Source organism: Pseudomonas sp. GM17, assembly GCF_000282175.2.
GTDB classification, from domain to species: domain Bacteria; phylum Pseudomonadota; class Gammaproteobacteria; order Pseudomonadales; family Pseudomonadaceae; genus Aquipseudomonas; species Aquipseudomonas chlororaphis.
Map to the genome: position 1 here is coordinate 4082215 of NZ_CP124732.1, position 17397 is coordinate 4099611.

12 protein-coding genes are annotated in these 17397 nt (G+C 65.1%); 9 read left to right on the forward strand and 3 right to left on the reverse strand.

What is annotated here, in order from left to right:
* Positions 1-2 precede the first annotated feature (2 nt).
* Entirely contained in the window at positions 3-359 is a 357-nt protein-coding gene (locus PMI20_RS18335) for a DUF6572 domain-containing protein (RefSeq protein ID WP_007925040.1), read from the forward strand.
* A 98-nt stretch (positions 360-457) separates the two neighbouring features.
* Here the strand turns inward: PMI20_RS18335 and PMI20_RS18340 are convergent, their stop codons facing one another.
* A complete protein-coding gene (locus PMI20_RS18340) occupies positions 458-2101 on the reverse strand; it encodes an ABC1 kinase family protein (protein WP_007925038.1) in 1644 nt (547 codons plus the stop codon).
* A 276-nt stretch (positions 2102-2377) separates the two neighbouring features.
* Between PMI20_RS18340 and PMI20_RS18345 the strand changes: the two genes are divergently transcribed.
* From PMI20_RS18345 to PMI20_RS18365, 5 genes are all read left to right on the forward strand, one after another.
* Positions 2378-2974, forward strand: coding sequence for a LemA family protein (locus tag PMI20_RS18345; protein ID WP_007925037.1), 597 nt, complete (start codon positions 2378-2380; stop codon positions 2972-2974).
* A 24-nt stretch (positions 2975-2998) separates the two neighbouring features.
* Positions 2999-4951: a M48 family metallopeptidase gene (locus PMI20_RS18350; RefSeq protein ID WP_007925036.1), complete on the forward strand. Its 1953-nt coding sequence runs from the start codon at positions 2999-3001 to the stop codon at positions 4949-4951.
* Positions 4952-5101: 150 nt separating this feature from the next.
* A complete protein-coding gene (locus PMI20_RS18355) occupies positions 5102-6925 on the forward strand; it encodes a monovalent cation:proton antiporter-2 (CPA2) family protein (protein WP_007925035.1) in 1824 nt (607 codons plus the stop codon).
* A 137-nt stretch (positions 6926-7062) separates the two neighbouring features.
* The gene (locus tag PMI20_RS18360; RefSeq protein WP_007925034.1) at positions 7063-8172 is read left to right on the forward strand and encodes a DNA alkylation repair protein; all 1110 of its coding nucleotides are present in this window, start codon (positions 7063-7065) and stop codon (positions 8170-8172) included.
* A 515-nt stretch (positions 8173-8687) separates the two neighbouring features.
* Positions 8688-10565 carry a DUF3857 domain-containing transglutaminase family protein gene (locus PMI20_RS18365; RefSeq protein WP_007925031.1) on the forward strand — a complete coding sequence of 626 codons (1878 nt, stop codon included), beginning with the start codon at positions 8688-8690 and terminating at the stop codon, positions 10563-10565.
* A 183-nt stretch (positions 10566-10748) separates the two neighbouring features.
* Here the strand turns inward: PMI20_RS18365 and PMI20_RS18370 are convergent, their stop codons facing one another.
* Positions 10749-11642: a LysR family transcriptional regulator gene (locus PMI20_RS18370; RefSeq protein ID WP_007925029.1), complete on the reverse strand. Its 894-nt coding sequence runs from the start codon at positions 11640-11642 to the stop codon at positions 10749-10751.
* A gap of 134 nt (positions 11643-11776) precedes the next feature.
* Between PMI20_RS18370 and PMI20_RS18375 the strand changes: the two genes are divergently transcribed.
* Both PMI20_RS18375 and PMI20_RS18380 read left to right on the forward strand, forming a co-directional pair.
* Positions 11777-13423 (forward strand): GMC family oxidoreductase, encoded by a 1647-nt coding sequence (locus PMI20_RS18375; protein WP_007925027.1) that lies wholly within the window; start codon positions 11777-11779, stop codon positions 13421-13423.
* A gap of 181 nt (positions 13424-13604) precedes the next feature.
* Entirely contained in the window at positions 13605-15227 is a 1623-nt protein-coding gene (locus PMI20_RS18380; RefSeq protein WP_007925025.1) for an MFS transporter, read from the forward strand.
* A gap of 120 nt (positions 15228-15347) precedes the next feature.
* On the opposite strand, the gene PMI20_RS18385 is transcribed toward PMI20_RS18380, so the two are convergent.
* Positions 15348-16781: a serralysin family metalloprotease gene (locus tag PMI20_RS18385; RefSeq protein WP_007925022.1), complete on the reverse strand. Its 1434-nt coding sequence runs from the start codon at positions 16779-16781 to the stop codon at positions 15348-15350.
* A gap of 278 nt (positions 16782-17059) precedes the next feature.
* Here PMI20_RS18385 and PMI20_RS18390 point away from each other — a divergent pair, with 278 nt between their 5' ends.
* On the forward strand, positions 17060-17356 hold the full coding sequence (locus tag PMI20_RS18390) for a hypothetical protein (RefSeq protein WP_007925020.1): 297 nt from the start codon (positions 17060-17062) through the stop codon (positions 17354-17356).
* The last annotated feature ends 41 nt before the right edge of the window (positions 17357-17397 follow it).

Here is a 17397-nt window from a genome sequence, read left to right on the forward strand (position 1 = left end):
GCATGTCTATTACGAATCCGCAGGTAATCGATATCTGGGTCATCCCCACCTGGGAGCCCAATAACATTGTGCTGATTATCTCTGACCACCTTGAATGGGGCGATAAAGTCCAACAAGGCGAACATCTGCAACTACTACAAGACAAGATCAACACATATGTTGCTTTCATTGAGAGCGGGGAAATCTACACTGAGATTCCGGGTGCACTTGGTAAGTCCCCCATCATTCGCATCAATGGACTGCATGAACTACCAGAGCAAGGTGAGTTCTTCATTGATCGTGCTACTGAGGTGCTGAAAGAGGTTGGTATTGGACTAGAGTTCGTGCTTGATGAAAACGAGACAATACGCAACATGTGAACAAGGGCCACGCCCAAATGAAAGACAGCGGCACCAATGTCGATCGGTTGAAAGAGTGCCAATGGGATCTGGCAAAGCCCTGATCCCCCACTCCCCCCTCAAGACCGCTTGAACAAACTCCAGACAAACGCCACCACCCCACCCACAGTCGCCACTACCGCCAGCCAGCCCACCACCGACAACCCCTGCCAGGCCGGGCCGGCCGCGGCGATCTGCGGGCCGAAGGCGATCAGCAGCGCGCTGATCAGCAGGGCCAGGGACAAGCGGGTGGAGGCCAGGCGCAGGGATTTTTCCAGGCGCTCGATGCCCGGCATGTCGAGGCGCAGGTCGACCACGCCGTGTTTCAGGCGGTTGATCAGCAGGCGGGTCAGTTGCGGCAGTTCGACGGCGACGCCACGACCCAGTTCCAGGCCGTCGAGGCCCAGGCGGCGGGCGAGTTTCCAGCTGAACTGCTGCTTGAGCATCTTGCTGATGGCCGGGCGCGCGGTGGCTATCAGGTCCAGTTGCGGGTCGAGCCGGGTGAGTACGCCATCGGCAGTGATCAGCGCCTTGAACAGCACCAGCAGGTCGGCCGGCAACAACAGTTGGTATTCGCGCATCAGGCCGAGGAAGTCCTCGATCATCGCACTCATGTTCAGCGCCTTGCCGCCGTGTCGGCCCATGAACTCCCGGGCGGCCTGTTCGATGGCGGACAGGTCGCGCACCTGCTCGCCGCTCCAGTCGATCAGCACCGCCACCAGCGCTTCGGTACTGCCTTCGGTCATGGCCCGCATGAAGCTCATGACCTCCAGGCGCCGGCGTTCGTCGAGGCGCCCGACCATGCCGAAGTCGATAAAGCCGACCCGATTGTCGTCCATGGCCCGCAGGTTGCCGGGGTGCGGGTCGCCGTGGAACAGGCCGTCCTCCAGCAGCATCTTGATGAACGCCTGGGCCCCGCGCTGCGCCAGCAGGCTCGGGTCCAGGCCCTGCTCGATCAGGGCCTGGCGTTCCAGCGGCGTGTGACTGGGCAAAAATTCCTGGACCAGCAGGCGCTCGCTGCTGTGCAGCCAGTGGATACGCGCAATGGCGATCTGCGGATGCTCGGCGAAATTCGCCGCCACTGCGTCGCAGTGCTGCCCCTCCTGGGTGAAGTCCAGTTCTTCGAGCATCGCCCGGGCCAGTTGCCGGACCATCTGCCGTGGCTGGTAATGGGCCAGGGTGGCGTTCTCTTCCACCAGCATCGCCACGCCTTCCAGCAATTGCAGGTCGGCGCTCATCTTGCGCCGCAGGCCGGGGCGCTGGACCTTGACCACCACCGCCTCGCCACTGAGCAGGCGCGCGCGATAAACCTGGGCGATGGAGGCCGCAGCCAGGGGCTCGCTGTCGAACTCGGCGAACACCTGGTCCAGCTCGCAGCCCAGGTCGTCGCGCACCTGATCTTCCAGCTCGCTCCAGGGCAAGGTCGCGGCACTGCTGTGCAACGCCTCCAGCTCGCTGATCCAGTGCGGCGGCAGGATGTCGCTGCGGCTGGCGAGGATCTGCCCGAGCTTGATAAAGGTCGGCCCGAGTTTCTCCAGGGCCAGGCGCACCCGTTGCGGCGTCGAGTCCTGCGGCAGCGCTTCACCAGCGGCTGGCGACTCGCCCAGCAGGCGCCCCAGGCCCAGGCGCAGCAAAACGTCCTGGGCACCGAAGGCCGCCAGCACGGCGACAATCTGGTGCACCCGCTTATGGTGTTTGAGTGCCGTCCAGGTGGGTTCGAGCATGGTCGGGATGATCCTTCACAAGGTGACGCCCGCGGCGTGGCTGGCGGGCCCAGGGTTGGGTGGCGCGCCTGCCGCAGACTCCGGGATCGACGACACGCCATGCAAGGTCCGACCACAGCAGCCGGCAATCATTCACAACGCGCTGGCGCCGATTGCGCCTGCGCGTGCGAGGCGCTGCCGAAGAGCGCAGGCCGACAGTTCCCCATGGCTGCGCCCGCCATGAATTCGGTTACCATGGCGCCCCCCTGAAATCCGCACGCCGATAAGGACATCCGTATGGCTGTTTCAACTATTGTGATTCTGCTCGTTCTGGCCCTGCTGGTGATCTACGTCATCACCGTCTACAACGGCCTGGTGGCCCGCCGGAACCGCTTCAAGAACGCCTTCGCGCAGATCGAAGTCCAGCTCAAGCGCCGTTACGACCTGATCCCCAACCTGGTGGAAACCGCCAAGGCCTACCTCAAGCACGAGCGCGACACCCTCGAAGCCGTGACCGCGGCGCGCAATGCCGCGCTGGCGGGTCTCAAGGCCGTCGCGGCCGAGCCCGGCAACCCGCAGCACATGGCGCAACTGGGCCAGGCCGAAGGCGTACTGTCCAGCGCCATGGGCCGGCTGAACCTGAGCATGGAGGCCTACCCGGACCTCAAGGCGTCGCAGAACATGCAACAGTTGAGCGAAGAGCTGACCAGCACCGAAAACAAAGTGTCCTTTGCCCGCCAGGCCTTCAACGACACGGTGATGGATTACAACAGCTACAAACAGAGTTTCCCGCCGGTGATCCTGGCCGGCCTGTTCGGCCATGGCGCCGATGCCAGCCTGCTGCAATTCGCCGACAGCGCCCTGATCCAGGAAGCCCCCAAGGTCGCGTTCTAACCTTCTGTCACCCTGGATGGTCCGATGAACTTTTTTGAACACCAGGCCCGGGCCAAACGGCGTACCGGCACCCTGGTGCTGCTGATGATCCTGGCCGTGCTGTGTCTGGTGGCCGTCACCAGCCTGGCGCTGAACCTGCTCTGGCTGCAATTTCTCAAGGAGATGAAGCAGTCGCCGAGCTTCGACTGGCACCTGAGCGCGATGATCGCCGCGGTGGTGTTCCTGGTGGTGATCGGCAGCAGCATGGGCAAGCACGCCGAACTCAAGGCCGGCGGCAAGGTGGTCGCCAAGCGCCTGGGTGGCCGGCTGATCAACCTGCACCCGGACGGCCTGGAAGAACAACGGCTGCTCAATGTGGTCGAGGAAATGGCCCTGGCCTCAGGCACGCCGGTGCCACAGGTGTACGTGCTGCCCGATGCCGGGATCAATGCGTTCGCCGCCGGCTTCACGCCACAGGAGGCGGTGATCGGAGTCACCCGCGGCGCCATCATGGTGCTCAACCGCGAGGAACTGCAGGCGGTGATCGCCCATGAGTTCAGCCACATCTACAACGGCGACATGCGCCTCAACACCCGGCTGGTGGCGATTGTCCACGGCATCCTGGTCATCGGCCTGACCGGCGAGGCGATGGCCGAAGGGGTCAACCAGGCTGGCCGGCTGGCGCAAAACCGGGTCGGCGGGCTGGCGATGTGGAGTGGCCTGGCGCTGATCCTGCTGGGCTCGGTCGGGACTTTTTTCGGCAACCTGATCAAGGGCGCCATCAGCCGCGAGCGCGAGTTCCTCGCCGATGCCTCGGCGGTGCAGTTCACCCGCAACCCGGCCGGCCTGGTCGGCGCGCTGAAAAAGATCGGCGGTTACGCCGCCAGCTCGAAACTCGACAGCGCCTTCAGCGCTGAATACAGCCACCTGTATTTCAGTGAAGGGGCCACCCTCTCCGTCTACGGCCAGTCTGCGACCCATCCGCCCCTCTCGGCGCGGATCCGGCGCCTGGAACCGGGCTGGGACGGCCGCTTGCCCACCATCGAAGCCATCGAACTGCCGGCCGAACCCGCTCGCTCCGGCCTGGACAGCTCCGGGGTGTTCAGCCGCCAGTCGCAAGCGACCAGCGCCCTGGTGTTCGACCTGAATGCGATCAAGCAGTCGATTGCCAGCATCGGCAGCCCGAACGCGCAACATCTGCTGGCGGCCCAGGCAACGCTGGTCAGCCTCGACCCGGCGCTCCAGCGCAGCGCCCACAGCACCACCGGTGCCCAGGCGCTGGTCTATGGCCTGCTGCTGTCCGCCAACGATTCGATGCGCCGCCGCCAACTCGCGCAGCTGGACGCCAACAGCCCCGCCGAGGTCTTCGGTTGCCTGCAAGCCCTGCAAAAACAACTGGCGGCCCTCGACCCGAACCTGCGCCTGCCGCTGCTGGACCTGTCGATACCGGCCCTGCAGCAGCTGGACAAGCAAGCCTGCAAGTCATTCATGGACAACCTGCGGCAACTGATCGACGCCGACGATCAGGTCGAGCTGCTGGAGTGGACGCTGCTGCGCATCGTGCAACGCAATGTCGAGGGCCTGCCGGCGCCCGAGTACAAATGGGGGCTGTTCCAGCGCAGCGAAGAACTGGCGGTCCTGCTCGGCGCCCTGGCCAGTGCCGGGCAAAAGACCGCGCAGCAGGCCCAACTGGCCCTGGCCCATGCCTGGAGCGGCCTGCCCTTCGCCCAGCCACAACCGGCGGAGGTCGACCTCGAACACCTGGATGCCGCCCTGGTGCGCCTGCGCCAGTTGATGCCCGAGGAACGGCCGACGCTGCTGCAGGCCATGGCCCGCTGCGTCTGCTACGACGGCCAGGTCACCGTGGCCGAAGCCGAGCTGATGCGCGCCGTGGCCGATGTGCTGGATTGCCCGATGCCGCCGCTGCTGTCCCCCGCTGCCCCACCGCCGGCATCTGCCCAGACGTCTGTAACATCCCCCCAGACCGCCACGCTCTGAGCGCCGGCCAGCTATCCCTGCCCGGCGGCTGACGCCAGCCCGGGCAGGCTTTATTCTCCCCCCGGGGAACCGATGGCTGCCGCCGTTGCCTGAGGCGCAACCATCGTTTTTTACGCGTCAATCAATACCCGTTTTCCCAGGAGTAAGCCCATGCCCCATGAAGGCAACCTGTTGCAAGCCGCTGTCGTGTTCCTGTTCGCGGCGGTGCTGACCGTCCCCCTGGCCAAGCGCCTGCAACTGGGGGCCGTGCTCGGTTATCTGCTGGCCGGGGTGATCATCGGCCCGGCGGTACTGGGGCTGGTGGGCAACCCGCAGAGCATCAGCCATGTCTCGGAGCTGGGCGTGGTGTTGCTGCTGTTCATCATCGGCCTGGAGCTGTCGCCCCGGCGCTTGTGGGTGATGCGCAAAGCGGTGTTCGGCGTCGGCCTGGCCCAGGTGCTGCTGACCGGGGTGGTGATCGGCTGCGTGGCCCTGTTCCTGTTTGGCCAGCCGCTCAACAGCGCGATCGTGCTGGGCCTGGGCCTGGCGTTGTCGTCCACCGCCTTCGGCCTGCAAAGCCTGGCCGAACGCAAGGAGCTGACCAGCCCCCACGGGCGCCTGGCGTTCGCCATCCTGCTGTTCCAGGACATCGCGGCGATTCCGTTGATCGCCATGGTCCCGGTGCTGGCCGGGGCCGACCACAACACCAGCAGCGCCGAAGACCTGCGTCATGGCCTGCAAGTGCTGGGCAGCATCGCCGTGGTGGTGATCGGCGGCCGCTACCTGTTGCGCCCGGTGTTCCGGGTGGTGGCGCGCACCGGCCTGCCGGAAGTGTCCACCGCCACTGCCTTGCTGGTGGTGATCGGCACCGCCTGGCTGATGGACATGGTTGGCGTGTCCATGGCCCTCGGCGCCTTCCTCGCCGGCCTGCTGCTGGCGGACTCGGAATATCGCCACGAACTGGAAGCGCAGATCGAACCCTTCAAGGGCCTGCTGCTGGGGCTGTTTTTCATCAGCGTCGGCATGGGCGCCAATATCGGCCTGCTGTTCAGCGCGCCGATCGCGGTACTGGGCCTGACCCTGCTGCTGATCGCCATCAAGCTGCCGCTGCTGTTCGTGGTCGGGCGCCTGGCCGGTGGCCTGGGGCGCTTGAACGCGGTGCGCCTGGGCGTGGTGCTGGCGGCCGGCGGTGAATTCGCCTTCGTGGTGTTCAAGATCGGCCGCGACCAGGGCCTGTTCGAGGCGCGCCTGTATGACCTGCTGGTGCTGACCATCACCCTGTCCATGGCCGTGACCCCGCTGCTGCTCCTGGCCTGCGCGCGCTTCTTGCAGCCCAAGGCCAAGCCGCTGGAGATGCCCGCCGAATACCGCGAGATCGAAACCGACGCGCCGCGGGTGGTGATTGCCGGCATGGGCCGGATGGGCCAGATCGTCGCGCGGATCCTGCGGGCGCAGAACATCCCCTTCGTGGCCCTCGACACCTCGGTCGACACCATCGAGCTGACCCGCAGCTTCGGTGGCATGCCAGTGTTCTACGGCGACCCGATGCGCGCGGAAATCCTCAAGGCGGCCAAGGTCGGCGAGGCGGAGTACTTCGTGATCGCCACCGACGACCCGCAGACCAACATCAACACCGCGGCGGTGGTGCGCAAGCTCTACCCGCACATCAAGATCATCGCCCGCGCCCGTAACCGCCAGCACGTGCACAAGCTGGTGGACCTGGGGGCCGAGGCGGTGCGGGAAACCTACTACTCCAGCCTGGAAATGAGCCGCAAGGCGCTGATCGGCCTGGGCCTGACCCACGCCCAGGCCGACTCGCGGATCAAGCGCTTCACCGCCCACGACGAACAGGTGCTCGAAGCCCAGCACGCGATCTACGACGACCACGCGAAGATCCTGCAATCGGCCCAGGAAGCCCGGGCCGAGCTGGCGCGGCTGTTCGAGGCCGACGCCGAGGACGAGCAGGCCGAAGGCGTGCTGCCGGCGCCGCGCTGAACCTCGGGCCGCGCGCTGCGGCCTTTCGCGGGCAAGCCTCGCTCCTACAGAAGCGGGGCTTGCCGGGGCGCTCCTGACACAATCTGTCAGCTCGCTGCGCTACAGTGCCCGGCGCCCCGTCCCGAATGGATACGCCGATGACCGCCACCAGCAACACCCCTGCCCTCAAGGAAATCTTCAACGCCGAACGCCTGGAACACATCGCCGAAGAAATGCTCGCGGTGTACCCGGCGTTCGACCATCGCGGCTTTCTTGCCCACGCGAACAAGGGCCTCGCCGAGTTGTCGGTGATGCAGCGCCTGGCGCGGGTCAGCGAGAGCCTGCACGCGGTGCTGCCGACGGACTACGATGCCAACCTCGCACGGCTGTACGATCTCGCGCCGCGCCTGGACAGCCGCTTCGTCTGCATGTTCCTGCCGCACTACGTGGCCAGTTACGGCGGCCATGCCTTCGAGCGCTCGATGGCGGCGCTCAAGTATTTCACCGCCTTCGGCTCCTCGGAATTCGCCATCCGCCCGTTTCTCGCCAGCGACCTGTCGCGCACCCTGGCGGTGCTGCAGGGCTGGGCCCGGGACGACAACGAGCATGTGCGCCGCCTGGCCAGCGAAGGCAGCCGCCCGCGCCTGCCCTGGTCGTTCCGCCTGGAGCGGATCCAGGCCGACCCGACCCTGGCGGCGCCGATCCTCGAATGCCTCAAGGCCGACCCCAGCCTGTACGTGCGCAAGTCGGTGGCCAACCACCTCAACGACATCAGCAAGGATCATCCCGACTGGCTGCTGGGGTTGCTCGAAGGCTGGCCGCTGGACCACCCGCACACCGCCTGGATCGCCCGCCACGCCCTGCGCAGCCTGATCAAGCAGGGCCATCGCCGGGCGCTGGCGATTGTCGGCGCCGGGCATGCGCCGCAGGTGACGCTGCATGGCCTGCGGGTCGAGCCGGCGGTGATTCGCCTGGGCGAACGGATCAACCTGTCCTTTGCCCTGGAGTCCACCGCCGACGCCAGCCAGCGCCTGGTGGTGGATTACGCCATCGACTACGTCAAGGCCTCGGGCGGCACCCGCGCCAAGGTGTTCAAGCTCAAGGCTTTCACCCTGCCGGCCAAGGCCCGGGAGCAACTTGGCCGCGCCCAGCACATCCGCGAACTGAGCACCCGCCGTCACTATCCCGGGCGCCATGAGCTGCATATCCTGGTCAACGGCGAACGCCTGGGCAGCACGGCGTTCGATATCCAACCTCCCGCCCCATAGCCACCGCCACCTCCCTTACAGACATACCCCCTGTAGCCGCTGCCGCAGGCTGCGATCGACCCGAAGGGGCGCAGCGTTCTCATTGCCGCCAGAGGTCCTGCGGACCTTGCGCAGCCTTCGGCAGCAGCTACAGGGAGGCGCCTATCTCGTAACGAAATATTTCAGAATGCCCGGCAAAAAACAGACAGCAAAAATACCTGGATCTTCCCGGCAATCACCAGAACTCGAACGGGCCGCAGATATGGCCTTAAGCCATACCCTGCGGGGAGAAACCCCGTGCTCCACGACGCGTTCAAAACGCCGTGGCTGGCTTTATCCCGCGTCTCCCAAGCCTGGAAAAATTCTAAATAAACCGCTCTATCTCAAGCCTTTCAGCGGGATCAATTGTCAGACAATGCTGTAAATCCGTATTGCGATAAATTATCATTTGGCGCCTCCCCCGCCAGCCACGCCTCTGGCACAGGTGATTCGACCGGTGCGACGTGGCTGATTTCAATGATTCACCCGAGGCGCTCATGTACCGTTTTCCGCTTTACCGTCCCCTGATCTGCGCCGGTCTCGGACTGCTCTCCTGGCAAGCTCTGGCTGCCTATCAACCGCAATCGGAAGCCGCCCTGGCCGCCGACTCCGAGATGGAATGCCAGTTCAACGCCGACCACAGCAGCGACTGCACCACCACCCAGCACTACACCATCCTCACCCCGGCGGGCCGGGACATGCTTTCGCGCATCGACTTCAGCTATGCCGAAACCGATGGCTTCGAACTGCGCAAGGCCGAATTCACCCAGCCGGGCGGCAAGCCCGTGGCGCTGGCGCCGGCGCAGATCGATACGCGCACCGCACCGAATCCGGAACAGGGTTTCCTGCGCGAGAAACAGACGTCCCTGGCCTTCCCCAACCTGCGGGTCGGCACCCGGCTCAGCTACACCGTGCAGCAGCACTACGCGGCCAAACCGCTGCTGGGGCAGTTCCACTCGGTGCTGCAGTTCGGTCCCAAGCCAGTGCGCCAGGACAGCTTCAAGATCACCTACCGCGCCACGCGCCCGATCGTCTGGCGCAGCGAGCAGATGGACGACTACCGTTTTACCGCCAGCAGCGACCGCAAAAAGCTGACCATCGAGCAGAAGGCGCCGGTCTTCCTCAACTACATCAATGAACCCTCGATCGGCTTTATCCAGCGGGTGCCGCGGGTCGAACTGGGCAGCAGCACCGAGGTGCAGGACTATTTCGGCACCCTGGCCCAGCGCTACCAGCAGATCCTCGCCGCGCCCCTGCCGCCAGCCAGCGCCAAGGCCGTGGCCGGCCTGCGCGACCTGCCGCCAGCCCGGAAAGTGGCCGGGCTGATGCAGCACATCAACGACAACTACCGCTACCTGGGCGACTGGCGCGCCACCGAGCGCGGTTACCTGCCCTTCGAGCTGAAGCAGATCGAGCAGCGCGGCTATGGCGACTGCAAGGACCTGGCAGTGCTCCTGGCCGCCATGCTCAAGGCCAGCGGGATCAAGGCCGAGACGGCCTGGGTCAGCCGCGAGAACGTCGTCGCGCCGCTGTTGATCCCCGGCACCCACGCGCCGAACCATGCCATCGTGCGGGCCGAGGTCGATGGCAAAGTGTGGTGGCTGGACCCCACCAACCCGGTGTTCGACCCGGGCCGCAGCATGCCCGACATCCAGGAGCGCTGGGCCTTTGTCAGCGACGCCAAGGGCCAGGTGCGCGAGGACTACATCCCCCTGGAAACCCCGGACACCAGCCTCGTGCTGGACAAGCAGGAGCACTTCGACAGCAACGGCCAGGCCCGGGTCAACGCACGTATCGAGTTCAGCCATATGGAGCTGATGCGGCTGATGGTCTCCGACAACCAGAACGGTATCGCCAGCAACGACCAGGGCCTGTGCGAGCGTTTCACCCGGGAACTGCGCGACTGCCAGATCAGCCGCGAGCCGACCGCCTTCGTCGCGCCCGCGACCTACCGGATCAAGGCCTCCCTGACGGACCTCAAGCCCCTGGAAAACATCTCCGGCAACTACTTCTACAAGGCTCCGGCCCTGGAGGGCGACTGGGACTTCCTGGTCAACTACCGCCGCAACGGCCAGTTGGCGGACCTGTACATCGGCGACGCCAACACCCTGCGCTACACCTTCACCCTCTCCGGTGCCCGGCTGGACAAGGACATCAAGGCCTGCAACGTGCGCTCGCCCTGGTTCGACATGGACCTGAGCAGCGAACGGGTCAAGGGCGAGTACCGCTATCACTACCGCCTGAGCCAGAAAAAACGCTGGCTGAGCCATGACGAAATCGTCAGCGCGCCGTTCGACGCCATGGTCAGCCAGGCCAAGGCGTGCGCCGAGCAAACGCGGCAACTGGTCCAGCTCAAGGGCACAAAGAAAGCCTGAGCCACAGCGGCGCCTGCACCGCCAGCAAGCTGGGCTCCTGCAAGTTCGGCGCCGTCCATGTAGGAGCGCAGCTTGCTCGCGATAAACGTCAACGATGACGCCTATCGCCTGGATGAACGCGTCGTTCTCGCGGCCATCGCGAGCAAGCTCGCTCCTACAAAGGCACGCCAGTGTTTGCTGCGATCAGGCCGGTTCGGCGAGCAGCAAGCCCTGCTCGGCCGCGCACAGCTCGACCACGTAATCCCACACCACCCGCAAGCGCACGGATTTGTGCAGCTCGCGCCGGGTGCTGATCCAGTAGGCGCGCTGGATGCTCTCGCTGGGCAGCAAGGGCACCAGTTGCGGATCGCCGGCGGCCATGTAGCACGGCAGCACGGCGATCCCCAGGCCGGAGCGCGCGGCCTGTTGCTGGGCGATCACGCTGGTGCTGTGGAACACCACCTGGGGGTTGCGGCAGAAGCTGGTGAGGAAGATCAGCTCCTGGCTGAACAGCAGGTCGTCGACATAGCCGATCCAGGCATGCCGCCCCAGGTCCTCGCGGCTGCGCAAGGGCGGTGCGCGGTCCAGGTAATCCTGGCTGGCGTACAGGGCCAGGCGGTAGTCGGTGAGCTTGCGGGTCACCAGCATGTCGGCGTTGGGCCGCTCCAGGTGGATGCTGATTTCCGCCTCGCGGTTGAGGATGCTGACAAAACGCGGCACCGCCACCAGCTCCACCTCCAGCCCCGGATAACGCTCGAACAGGCCACGCATGCGGCTGGCGAGAAACATGATGCCCAGGCCCTCGGTGACGCCCACGCGGATCTTGCCCAGGGGCGCCGTGGACTGGGTGATTTCCTCCTGGGCCAGCAAGGCCACGTTCTCCATGGCTTCGGCGTGCTTGAGCAAGGCCTCCCCGGCCGGCGTCAGTTCATAGCCCTGGGCATGCTGGACGAACAGCGCGGTGCCGAGGCTTTTCTCGATCGCCTCGATATGCCGGGCCACCGTGGCATGGGTGGTCTTCAGCCGCTGGGCCGCGGTCAGCAGGCGGCCGCTGCGCTGCAGCTCGAGAAAAAACCGCAGGTCGTTCCAGTCGAACATGACTCTTCCTTGCAGATGCCGGGGGGGAAGCCACTGTTTAAAAACGCACAGCGGCTGAGCAAAAACTAACATTCTTTTAACGAAAGCTAACAACTAGGATGAGCCGCAACAAGAACGATAAAACGAGGTCATGGATGCTGCCTGCCTTTGATCCCTACGACTACATAGTGGTCGGCGCCGGTCCCGCCGGGTGCCTGCTGGCCAATCGGCTGTCCGCCAACCCGGCCCACCGCGTCCTGCTGCTGGAAGCCGGTGGCCGCGACAACTACCCCTGGATCCACATCCCCGTCGGCTACCTGTTCTGCATCGGCAACCCGCGCACCGACTGGTGCTTCAAGACCGAAGCCGAACCCGGCCTGCAAGGCCGCAGCCTGAGCTACCCGCGCGGCAAGGTGCTGGGCGGCTGCTCGTCGATCAACGGCATGATCTACATGCGCGGCCAGGCCGGCGACTATCAGCGCTGGGCCGCCGACGGCAACCCCGGCTGGAACTGGCAGGATGTGCTGCCGCTGTTTCGCAAAAGCGAAAACCACTTTGCCGGCGACTCGCAATTCCATGGCGCCGCCGGCGAATGGCGGGTCGAGCGCCAGCGCCTGTCGTGGCCGATCCTCGATGCCTTCCGCAACGCCGCCGAACAGAGCGGCATCGCCAGCGTCGACGACTTCAACGGCGGCGACAACGAAGGCTGCGGCTACTTCCAGGTCAACCAGAAAGCCGGGGTGCGCTGGAATGCCGCCAAGGCCTTCCTCAAACCGATCCGCCAGCGGCCCAATCTCACGGTGCTGACCGGGGTCGAGGTCGATCGGGTGCTCCTGGAAAACGGCCGCGCGGCGGCGCTCAGCGCCCGTTACCAGGGCCAGCCGCAGACCTTCAAGGCGCGTCGCGAAATCATCCTCAGCGCCGGCTCCATCGGCTCGCCGAGCATCCTGCAGCGTTCGGGAATCGGCCCCGCCGCCCTGCTGCAACGCTTGGGCATAGGCGTCGCCCACGAACTGCCGGGGGTCGGCGGCAACCTGCAGGACCACCTGCAACTGCGGCTGATCTACAAACTGGAAAACGCCCGCACCCTGAACCAGATCGCCGGCAGTCTGTGGGGCAAGCTGGGCATGGGCCTGCGCTACCTGTACGACCGCAGCGGCCCGCTGTCCATGGCGCCGAGCCAACTGGGGGCGTTTGCCCGCTCCGGACCGGAACAGACTTCGGCCAACCTCGAATATCACGTCCAGCCGCTGTCGCTGGAACGTTTCGGCGAACCGCTGCACGCCTTCCCGGCCTTTACCGCGTCGGTCTGCGACCTGCGCCCACAAAGCCGTGGCCGGGTGCAAATCCGCTCCGCCGACCCGCAGGCGGCGCCGCTGATCCAGCCCAACTACCTGAGCCACCCGGAGGACCTGCGGGTCGCCGCCGACGCCATTCGCCTGACCCGGCGCATCGTCGCCGCGCCAGCCCTGCAAGCCTACAAGCCGACCGAATACCTGCCGGGGGCCGAGTTGCGCAGCGAAGAACAGCTGCACCAAGCCGCCGCGCGCATCGGCACCACCATCTTCCACCCGGTGGGCACCTGCCGCATGGGCCAGGGGCCGGAGGCGGTGGTCGATGCCGAGCTGCGGGTGCATGGCATCCCCGGCCTGCGCATCGCCGATGCCTCGATCATGCCGTACATCACCTCCGGCAATACCTGTTCGCCGACGCTGATGATTGCCGAGAAAGCCGCCGAGCTGATTCTCGCCACCTCGACCAGGAGCCCTGCCGCCGAAAAACCAAGCGTCACCCCCGCCTGACCCGTGTAGGAGCGAAGCTTGCTCGCGATAGGCCCTCGGACATTGCCTCGTTCTTCAGGCCGCCATCGCGAGCAAGCTTCGCTCCTACAGAAACAGAAGATGTACGACAAGACGCGGCACCGAAGTCGAAGGTGGCGCCGACAGTGGAACAACAAAAACAATCACTGTGAGGGATATCGATATGTCGGAACATGCTCAATCGATGGACGCGGCGGTCGCCGTGCCCACCAGCCAGGAAAGCCAGAAAGTCATCTTCGCCTCGTCCCTGGGGACGGTGTTCGAGTGGTATGACTTTTTCCTCTACGGCGCCCTCGCGGCGGTCATCAGCAAGCAGTTCTTCGCCGGGGTCAACGACACCACCGCCTTTATCTTCGCCCTGATGGCATTCGCCGCCGGCTTCGTGGTGCGGCCCTTCGGCGCGCTGGTGTTCGGCCGCCTGGGGGACATGATCGGGCGCAAGTACACCTTCCTCGCCACCATCATTCTCATGGGCCTGGCGACCTTCGCCGTGGGCCTGCTGCCGACCTACTCGAGCATCGGCATCGCCGCGCCGATCATCCTGGTCGCCCTGCGCATGCTCCAGGGCCTGGCCCTGGGCGGTGAATACGGCGGCGCCGCGACCTACGTCGCCGAGCACGCGCCCCAGGGCAAGCGCGGCTTCCACACCAGCTGGATCCAGTCCACCGCGACCCTCGGCCTGCTGCTGTCGCTGCTGGTGGTGCTGGGCTGCCGCTACTTCACCGGCGATCAATTCGAAGTCTGGGGCTGGCGCCTGCCGTTCCTGCTGTCGATCGTGCTGCTGGGCATTTCCACCTGGATTCGCCTGAGCCTGCATGAGTCGCCGGCCTTCCTGAAGATGAAAGAAGAAGGCCGCGCCAGCAAGGCGCCGATCCGCGAGTCCTTCGGCAAATGGGAAAACCTCAAGGTGGTGCTGATCGCCCTGTTCAGCATCAACGCCGGGCAGGCGGTGACCTTCTACGCCGCGCAGTTCTACGTGCTGTTTTTCCTCACCCAGTTCCTCAAGATGGACCCGGCCCTGGCCAATATGCTGCTGATCATCAGCGTGGTGATCGGCGCGCCGTTCTTCATCTTCTTCGGCTGGCTGTCGGACAAGATCGGCCGCAAGCCGGTGCTGATGGTCGGCCTGCTGCTGGCCACCGCGTTGTACTTCCCGATCTTCAAGTCCCTGGCCCACTACGCCAACCCGGCCATCGACCAGGCCAGCCGCCAGGCGCCGATCAGCGTGCTGGCCGACCCCGCCACCTGCACCTTCCAGTTCGACCCGGTGGGCAAGGCGCGTTTCGACAGCCCGTGCGACAAGGTCAAGACCTTCCTGGTCAAGCAGGGTCTGCCCTACGCAAGCGTCGCCGCGCCCGCCGGCAGCCCGGTGCAGGTCAACGTCGGGGACGTGCAGATCGACGGTTTCGACGAGGCGGCCCTGCGCGGCGCCGTGACCCTGGCCGGCTACCCGCAACAGGCCGATACCCAGAACGTCAACAAAACCATGGTGGTGGTGCTGATCGTCGCGCTGATCCTGATCGCCGCCATGTGCTACGGCCCGCTGGCGGCGCTGATGGTCGAGCTGTTCCCGACCCGCATCCGCTACACCTCCATGTCCCTGCCCTACCACATCGGCAACGGCTGGTTCGGCGGCTTCCTGCCCACCGTGTCCTTCGCCCTGGTGGTGTACACCGGCGATATCTTCTACGGCCTGTGGTACCCGGTGGTGATCACCGGGGTCAGCCTGCTCGTCGGCCTGATCTGCCTGCGCGAGACCCGCAACGTCGATATCGACAAGAACTGAAAAGCCCGGCTGACGGTAGCGCCCCAAGCATGCTTGCAGGCCTTGGGGCCCTCAGCGTCAGCCAAGGGCACCTGGCAAAAAAAACGGCGCGCCATGGCGCGCCGCTTCCGTTGCTGTCGATCAGGCCACGATATCGGTGGTCGCCGCCTGGCCAACGGTGCCCACGGCGAAGTCCACCGCGCCCAGACCGGTGAGGTCGACCAGCAGGCTGGTCTGGTCGGTCTCGGCGTAGTAGGTCAGGATCGCGTCGCCAGCATGGCCGGTGAAGCCGCTGACGAAGTTCAGGGTCGCCTGCCCCGAGGCGAACGGCGCCAGGCCGCTGAGGTCGATCTTGTCCTGGCCGCTGGTGAAATCCATGATCCAGTCGGGCTCGTCGAAGGTCGAATCGGATGCCGCGCCGAACACGAAGGTGTCCGCTCCCGCCCCGCCCCACAGCGTGTCGCGACCGCCGCCACCGTAGAGGATGTCGTTGCCGGCACCGCCTTCGAGGATGTTGGCCGCGGCGTTGCCGATCAGCAGGTCGTTGCCCGCACCGCCGATGGCGTTTTCCAGGGTCACGCCATGGGCCACGGACACGTTGCCCACCAAGCCGCCGACGTCGGAGAACGAGCCCTCGTTGAGGTTGATCTTCTGGTTCTGGGTGAAGCCGGAGAAGTCCAGGGTGTCGTTGCCGCCGCCGTCCCACACCGAGAACACCAGCTTGGAGGCAGATGAGCTGGCGCTGTAGAAGTCGCGCCCGGTGTTGGAGTTGAAGCCGTACACGGTGTCGTCGGCGCGGGTCTCGTGGTTGGCGCCGTAGAGTTTCTGCACCGCGACGATATCGTCCATCAGCGGCGCCGAGGCGTAGGCGCCACCACCGTCCTTGCTGAAGTCCTGCCCGGTGTTGCTCTCGCTCCAGTAGCTCATCAGGCTGTAGCCGCGCGTGTCCTGGGCGTAGGTGGCATCGTTGTAGGTCGGGTTGCCGTTGCCGGCGTTGTAGGTGCCCGGATGGGACAGGCCCAGGCTGTGGCCGATTTCGTGGGTCAGGGTCTGGCGACCGTAGTTGCCGTTGCCCGGGGTTTCGTTGACCCGGTACTGATCGTTGATCAGGTACCAGGACTGGCCGTCATAGCTGCCGCCCGAAGGCAGGTAGGCGAAGGCCGCGCCACCGGTGCTGACGCTGTAGTTGCCGAAACTCAGGTGCCCGTCGCCGCCGCTCGCGGCTTCGTTGAAGCGCACATTGGCCACGTCCGACCAGGATTGCAGGGCCAGGAACGCCTGGGCTTTCTGCAAGGCGCTGAACTCGCTGAAGCTGCCCAGGTTCGGGTTGTAGTTGGCCGGCTTGCTGGTGAGGAAGCTGTAGCTGAGCTCGACCTTACCGTCGCCGTTCTGGTCGTGCCAGGACAGGCCCTTGCGCAGGATCTGCTCGGCGGCCTGGTCCGCGGTGTACGACGGCTTGCCATTCACCAGCTCCGCGCCACCACGGTCATAGGCATGGCTGAAGGCAGTGATCAGTTGGTAGGCATCGCTGCCCGGAGCTGCCGAAAAACCGGCATTTTCTTTGGCTTTTGACATCATTTACATCCTTGTTCAACGCTGAAAATTTCCGATAGACCACGGCGACCTGTTAGCGAGATCGTCCTATCACTCGCCCTATTCAAGGCGGGGAAAAACTGACACAGACCCTGGCGTGGCGTCCACGATTTTTATTGTCCGACAATATGCCCAGGCAACTTTGCACCTCATTAAAATCGCTACCCACCCCCTGCCCCGGCGTGCCATACGCTAAGCTTCAGCGCTAATGGAACCACTGCCACACTCGTGCTTCTGCCTGTTTCCCGAAGGAGTCCACAATGAAAAAAATCCTCCTGAGCTGCGCCCTGTCGATCGTTGCCAGTGCCGCCCACGCCGAAGGCATCCCGCTGTTCAACGTCGACTGCCCGGGCAATATTCCGGTCAGCGCGGAGGAAGGGGGACCGGTGTTCATCAACGGCAAAGAGGCCCAGACCAAGACCGTCAACGAGCGTTATTTCGAGGCCAAGGGCTCGGGCATCACGGTGGACATCAGCGTGGAGGACGACGACTCGGTGGTCGTGACCTACAGCGGCAAACAGGGTGCCAGCGGCATTTGCACCTCGGTCGACGACTGAGCCCTTCCCTGTAGCCGCTGCCGAGCACGCGAGGCTGCGAA

What these genes read in the sequence shown, in the direction of transcription:
- PMI20_RS18335 (WP_007925040.1), top strand. Translation starts at nt 3, where the DNA reads ATGTCTATTACGAATCCGCAGGTAATCGATATCTGGGTCATCCCCACC.
- PMI20_RS18340 (WP_007925038.1), bottom strand. Translation starts at nt 2,101, where the DNA reads ATGCTCGAACCCACCTGGACGGCACTCAAACACCATAAGCGGGTGCAC.
- PMI20_RS18345 (WP_007925037.1), top strand. Translation starts at nt 2,378, where the DNA reads ATGGCTGTTTCAACTATTGTGATTCTGCTCGTTCTGGCCCTGCTGGTG.
- PMI20_RS18350 (WP_007925036.1), top strand. Translation starts at nt 2,999, where the DNA reads ATGAACTTTTTTGAACACCAGGCCCGGGCCAAACGGCGTACCGGCACC.
- PMI20_RS18355 (WP_007925035.1), top strand. Translation starts at nt 5,102, where the DNA reads ATGCCCCATGAAGGCAACCTGTTGCAAGCCGCTGTCGTGTTCCTGTTC.
- PMI20_RS18360 (WP_007925034.1), top strand. Translation starts at nt 7,063, where the DNA reads ATGACCGCCACCAGCAACACCCCTGCCCTCAAGGAAATCTTCAACGCC.
- PMI20_RS18365 (WP_007925031.1), top strand. Translation starts at nt 8,688, where the DNA reads ATGTACCGTTTTCCGCTTTACCGTCCCCTGATCTGCGCCGGTCTCGGA.
- PMI20_RS18370 (WP_007925029.1), bottom strand. Translation starts at nt 11,642, where the DNA reads ATGTTCGACTGGAACGACCTGCGGTTTTTTCTCGAGCTGCAGCGCAGC.
- PMI20_RS18375 (WP_007925027.1), top strand. Translation starts at nt 11,777, where the DNA reads ATGCTGCCTGCCTTTGATCCCTACGACTACATAGTGGTCGGCGCCGGT.
- PMI20_RS18380 (WP_007925025.1), top strand. Translation starts at nt 13,605, where the DNA reads ATGTCGGAACATGCTCAATCGATGGACGCGGCGGTCGCCGTGCCCACC.
- PMI20_RS18385 (WP_007925022.1), bottom strand. Translation starts at nt 16,781, where the DNA reads ATGTCAAAAGCCAAAGAAAATGCCGGTTTTTCGGCAGCTCCGGGCAGC.
- PMI20_RS18390 (WP_007925020.1), top strand. Translation starts at nt 17,060, where the DNA reads ATGAAAAAAATCCTCCTGAGCTGCGCCCTGTCGATCGTTGCCAGTGCC.